This is a genomic window from Caballeronia sp. (assembly GCF_049581465.1).
Lineage (GTDB): Bacteria > Pseudomonadota > Gammaproteobacteria > Burkholderiales > Burkholderiaceae > Caballeronia.
This window is the reverse complement of record NZ_JBAUSA010000214.1, coordinates 1-4342: the sequence shown is the minus strand read 5'-3', so window position 1 is coordinate 4342 and position 4342 is coordinate 1. Positions and strand designations below refer to the sequence as shown.

At 59.5% G+C, this 4342-nt stretch carries 5 protein-coding genes and 1 pseudogene; 1 reads left to right on the top strand and 5 read right to left on the bottom strand.

Translation table 11 applies throughout. The features are described from left to right. A pseudogene (locus tag WCA53_RS05290) lies at positions 1-484 on the top strand (hypothetical protein); the annotation flags it as partial. Here WCA53_RS05290 and gmhB read toward each other — a convergent pair. The 5 genes from gmhB to lepB all read right to left on the bottom strand — a co-directional run. Further along, positions 456-1028 carry a D-glycero-beta-D-manno-heptose 1,7-bisphosphate 7-phosphatase gene (gene gmhB / locus WCA53_RS05285; protein ID WP_423906471.1) on the bottom strand — a complete coding sequence of 191 codons (573 nt, stop codon included), beginning with the start codon at positions 1026-1028 and terminating at the stop codon, positions 456-458. The pseudogene WCA53_RS05290 and the gene gmhB sit on opposite strands and share 29 nt — an antisense overlap. Then, complete coding sequence (locus WCA53_RS05280) at positions 1018-1749, bottom strand: nucleotidyltransferase family protein (protein ID WP_423906469.1); 732 nt, start codon at positions 1747-1749, stop codon at positions 1018-1020. Before WCA53_RS05280 ends, gmhB begins: the two co-directional genes overlap by 11 nt. After that, positions 1746-2327, bottom strand: a complete 582-nt coding sequence (locus WCA53_RS05275) for a D-sedoheptulose-7-phosphate isomerase (RefSeq protein ID WP_423906466.1) — start codon at positions 2325-2327, stop codon at positions 1746-1748. Before WCA53_RS05275 ends, WCA53_RS05280 begins: the two co-directional genes overlap by 4 nt. Further along, on the bottom strand, positions 2324-3370 hold the full coding sequence (locus tag WCA53_RS05270; protein ID WP_423906463.1) for a dehydrogenase: 1047 nt from the start codon (positions 3368-3370) through the stop codon (positions 2324-2326). Before WCA53_RS05270 ends, WCA53_RS05275 begins: the two co-directional genes overlap by 4 nt. A gap of 672 nt (positions 3371-4042) precedes the next feature. Continuing rightward, a partial coding sequence (gene lepB / locus WCA53_RS05265; protein WP_423906460.1) for a signal peptidase I occupies positions 4043-4342 on the bottom strand: 300 nt, incomplete at its 5' end.

The following is a 4342-nucleotide window of genomic DNA, read 5'->3' as shown; positions in this document are numbered from 1 at the left end:
CGCGATCCAGCCGTCGAAGATTGCGATAGGCGGCGTGTGGAAGGGTTTCGACGACTCCAAGGCGCCATGGGCCGCAGCTTCCCCCCACTATCTGCCGCAGGATTGCGGCCGGACCTGGCTCGACACGTTCAAGGTGCTGAATAGCCATTACAGCGCACGGCAGCAATTGCCGTTCGTGCAATTGGTGACATGGAACGACTACGAGGAAGGCAGCGCGCTAGAGAGCGGTATCGCGAGTTGCGTGACGATCAAGACGCAAGCGACCGGGCGTCAGGTTTCGGTGGCGCTCACCTATCCCGACACCGTCGATCATCTTGAGCTCTACCAGCAAATCACGCCCGATTCGTTCAAGGTCGTGGGCCGCTTTCCTGCCAATACGGCGACGCTCGCGCTGCCTGGCGCCCAGCCCGCGACGTTTTACGTCAAGGCAGTTGGCAAGCCCTTTATGCAGAACGTTATTTCCTCGGCGATCGTCGTGCGCTGACAGCCGGTTGCATGGGTGGCAGGACATCGAGCAGGTTGGGAATCCGCACGATGTCCCCGTCCCCGCCCGCCGCTTCATCCGGCGCGAACAGAAAGCGCGACCCTACGCCCGCGCGGGCACCCGCGTCCAGATCCGACAGCTTGTCCCCCACGATGATCGACGCCCCCATATCCAGATTGAACTCCCGTTGCGCCTTGAGCAACATGCCGGGTTGTGGCTTTCGGCAAGCGCACTCCCTTTTATAGTCCCCGAGCCCGGCCTCCGGATGATGCGGGCAGTAGAACACCCGGTCGATCATGGCGCCGTTGCCTGCGAACACTTTGCGCATCCAGCCGGTGAAGCCCGCGAACTGCGCTTCGGTAAAGTATCCGCGCCCAATTCCCGCCTGATTCGTCACGACCGCGACCACGTAACCCGCCGAGTTGGCGCTGCGCACCAACTCGAAAATACCGTCGATGAACACGCAATTTTCCGGCTCGTGAACGTAGCCGTAATCGATGTTGATCACGCCGTCGCGATCGAGGAATAGCGCTTTACGCTTCACTGGCGCGTGGCTCCATCATATTGGGCACCACGGTCTGCGCGCGCGCGTAGTCGGAGGGAATACCAATATCGATAAATTCGGTGACTTCGGGAAACACGCGAATATCGAGCGTCTCGACTTGCCTGCCGAGAAAATCCTGCTCGAAAGAAAATTTCCGCGGCAGATCGAAGCCCATCATTCGCGAGGCGTTCACGACATACGTGCCCGCGTTGATGAAACCCTGTCCCGGACGCTTTTCCCTAAAGGCCGTCAGCCGCTGCGACACACGATCGAAGTCAAGGGTGCCATAACGCGACGCGTCGGGCACGAGCGTTGCAGCGATCGCCAGGTCCGGCCTCGCGGCTTCGTAGAATGCGGCCAAGGCCCGCAGATCGAGGTTCGAGATGGTGTCGCCGTTCATCACGACCATGTCGGGCGCGTCGAGCGCCTTCAGTGCATGAACGATCGCGCCGCCGGTGCCAAGCGGTTCGTCCTCCTCAACGCACGTAAGCGTCATACCAAAGCAAACTGACGCGAACTGGTGCTTGATCTGGCTTCGCCCGTGCCCAAGCGACAACACGACGTCAGTCACGCCTTGCTGCGACAACCATCGCAACATCCACGCGAGGAACGGCTCGCCGTCGACCGACGCGAGCGCCTTCGGCATGGCTTCCCCCAGCACTGGTCGAAGCCGCGTGCCGAGACCGCCGGCGAGAATGAGACAGGGCAACATCGCGCTCATCCGAAGATCCGCTCTTCCACCATGCCACACACAATATGGCCGCAAACCAGATGGCCTTCCTGGATCTTGGGCGTCGATGCCGACGGGATCTCGATACAAATGTCCGCGCGCGCGCGCATTTCGGCGGCGCCTGGCCCGTTGCCCGTGAAGCCGATCGAGAACATGCCCGCAGCCCTGGCCGCTTCCAGCGCACGCAGGATGTTCGGCGAACGCCCGGAGGTCGAGTATGCCCAGAAGATATCGCCAGGCCTGCCAGTCGCCTGGATTTGGCGCTCAAAGAGCTTTTCGTAGCCGTAGTCGTTGCCGATCGCCGTCATCACGGAGGAATCGACGGTCAACGCAAACGCCGCGAGCCCCGGCCGGTCGAAGTTGAAGCGACTCACGAACTCCCCGGCAATATGTTGGGCGTCGGCTGCGCTGCCGCCGTTACCGGCAAGCAAAACCTTGTTACCCGCGCGAAACGCGGCCGTCACGCGCTCCACGACTTGTTCGATATTCGCTACCAAGTCACGATCGGCGCCAAGCGCGCTCAGGACGGAAATGGTCTTGTCGATTTCGTTGGTGACCGTGATCGTCATTTGTTTTTTCTCCAGGACTGGGCTCCGACGTCCGTAAATGTGCAATTGAGAACCTGTCCGTCCAGCCCGTTGTGATTGTCGAGCGCCCGCATCACGGCGGGACGTTCGACGGGATCGACAAAGAACATCATGAAGCCGCCGCCGCCCGCGCCCGACACCTTGCCCGCCTTCGCTCCCGCCCCGGTTGCCACCCGGTAAAGCTCGTCGATCATCGGGTTCGAGATGTTCTTCGCCATGCGTTTCTTCGATTCCCAAGAATCGCGCATCGATGCCGCAAAAGCGTCAAAGTCGGCACGCAACACGGATTCCTTCATGCGGATCGCTTCCGCCTTGACTTCGTGCAGCGCGGCCAGCGAATCGGCGACGCCCTCCACGACGTTGGCGCTCTGTTCCTTGATGATGTTGGCCGATTCGCGCGAGACGCCCGTGTAGTAAAGGACCAGCGACGCCTCCATTTCAGCCTTGATTTCCTGCTTGATTCGCAACGGGTTGACGATCACCTTGTCGCCGTAGAACTCCATGAAGTTCAGGCCGCCGAAGGTGGCCGCATACTGGTCCTGCTTGCCGCCGGCAAGTCCGAGATCCACGCGCTCGATGTCATGCGCAAGAAGGGCCACGTCGTATTCGCCCAGCGGCAGCGACAAGAGTTCGCAGAAGGCCTGGACCAGTGCAACCACAATGGTCGATGAAGAGCCCAGGCCCGATCCGGGCGGCGCTTCGGAGCAGGTAGTAATGGTGACGGCGAGCGGATGGCCGCCGTTGAATTCGCGGACGATGCGGTTATAGACGCCAACGTGTAAGCCCAGGCCCTTCTGGACCTTCAGCACGGGCTCGACCGGGCCTGTCCAGCGCACGTTCGTGTCGGCGGCGACCAGTTCGACCTTGGCGTCGTCGCGCGGTGCGATCGACGCGTAGGCGAATTTCTCGATCGTGACGTTGAGCGCAAGACCGCCAAACTTGTCCGAATACGGCGGAACGTCCGTGCCCCCGCCGGCCAGCCCCAGGCGCAATGGAGCCCTTGATCGGGCGATAAATCGTGTCATGGTCATTTCTCTCAGAAAATACGTGGGTTGCTCGTGCTACGACGCATAACCTCGATATCGCTTGGCCGTTCCGTCAATATCGGTAAGCTTGGCTTTAGTCTTAATCCAGAAAATGTAAAACGTTATGGATTACTGATTGTTCAAGTTGCCTTACCGTTAATCCGGCGCCTCACCTTCTTAAAGTCATTGCCCAGATATTCAGTTACGGGCGCGCCAACGCCATAACGGGTCGGTTAAAAACCGGTCGTTCAGGCAGGACACGCGAACGCTTACCCCTATCGATTATTTCGATAGGCGACACGCATCGCGCCTGGCTTTACAGGTGGTGAAATATCCCCGGTTCCCTTTAATGCAAAAGGAACGTGTTCAGCCGACATGGCCTGTCGACTGTCCAAAATCTATTAGATTTATGCGAACTTTCCCCGCCCCGATCGTGCCAACCCAGTCGCTATTCACGCCCAGACTTTAAACTGATGTTTTGCCGAAGATCATTGGATATGTTTTTCTTCGTATTCCTTATGCTTTGAGCAATTATGCGATGCACCCGCATTTGTTTGAGTGCGTCGGCGCACGTACTGTCGTAACTAGCGGTTCATTCAGACGCGGGTAGGCAGAGTCAGGCCGGAACCTGAAGAGGAGCGGCGCAATGGAGTTGCGCCGTCGAGAAGTGAGTTAATGCGTGGAGGTAGTACGCGCGGACGCATCCAGCGCGACGCCAAAGCGGTCCATGCGCGGCAGGTAGTGATGATCCGGGTCCAGTGAATACGCCACATGCCGAGCGCGTCCCATGAGTTCCGACCTTGGAAAGAACCCGAAGTATCGTGAATCCGCGCTGTCATCGCGATTGTCGCCGAGCATCAGGTATTCGTCTTTCGGCACGACGACCGGCCCGAACGAACGTCGCGGGCTGGGCGCGATCACCGACAGGCGCACCACATGCGAAACCGACCCGATGTTTTCGTCGAGATATTC